The organism is Klebsiella sp. K5-45 (assembly GCF_030128605.1).
Classification (GTDB): domain Bacteria; phylum Pseudomonadota; class Gammaproteobacteria; order Enterobacterales; family Enterobacteriaceae; genus Klebsiella; species Klebsiella quasipneumoniae.
Genome location: NZ_JAKUZW010000063.1, coordinates 1 through 732, shown reverse-complemented (window position 1 = coordinate 732; position 732 = coordinate 1). Strand labels below are relative to the sequence as shown.

Below are 732 nucleotides of genomic sequence, written 5' to 3'. Positions count from 1 at the left end.
GCTGCACATGAACCCATTCAAAGGCCGGCATTTTCAGCGTGACATCATTCTGTGGGCCGTACGCTGGTACTGCAAATACGGCATCAGTTACCGTGAGCTGCAGGAGATGCTGGCTGAACGCGGAGTGAATGTCGATCACTCCACGATTTACCGCTGGGTTCAGCGTTATGCGCCTGAAATGGAAAAACGGCTGCGCTGGTACTGGCGTAACCCTTCCGATCTTTGCCCGTGGCACATGGATGAAACCTACGTGAAGGTCAATGGCCGCTGGGCGTATCTGTACCGGGCCGTCGACAGCCGGGGCCGCACTGTCGATTTTTATCTCTCCTCCCGTCGTAACAGCAAAGCTGCATACCGGTTTCTGGGTAAAATCCTCAACAACGTGAAGAAGTGGCAGATCCCGCGATTCATCAACACGGATAAAGCGCCCGCCTATGGTCGCGCGCTTGCTCTGCTCAAACGCGAAGGCCGGTGCCCGTCTGACGTTGAACACCGACAGATTAAGTACCGGAACAACGTGATTGAATGCGATCATGGCAAACTGAAACGGATAATCGGCGCCACGCTGGGATTTAAATCCATGAAGACGGCTTACGCCACCATCAAAGGTATTGAGGTGATGCGTGCACTACGCAAAGGCCAGGCCTCAGCATTTTATTATGGTGATCCCCTGGGCGAAATGCGCCTGGTAAGCAGAGTTTTTGAAATGTAAGGCCTTTGAATAAGACAAAA

1 protein-coding gene is annotated in these 732 nt (G+C 52.9%); it reads left to right on the top strand.

The features are described from left to right. The first annotated feature begins 7 nt into the window (after positions 1-7). Positions 8-712, top strand: coding sequence for an IS6-like element IS26 family transposase (locus MKS11_RS27465; RefSeq protein WP_001067855.1), 705 nt, complete (start codon positions 8-10; stop codon positions 710-712). The last annotated feature ends 20 nt before the right edge of the window (positions 713-732 follow it).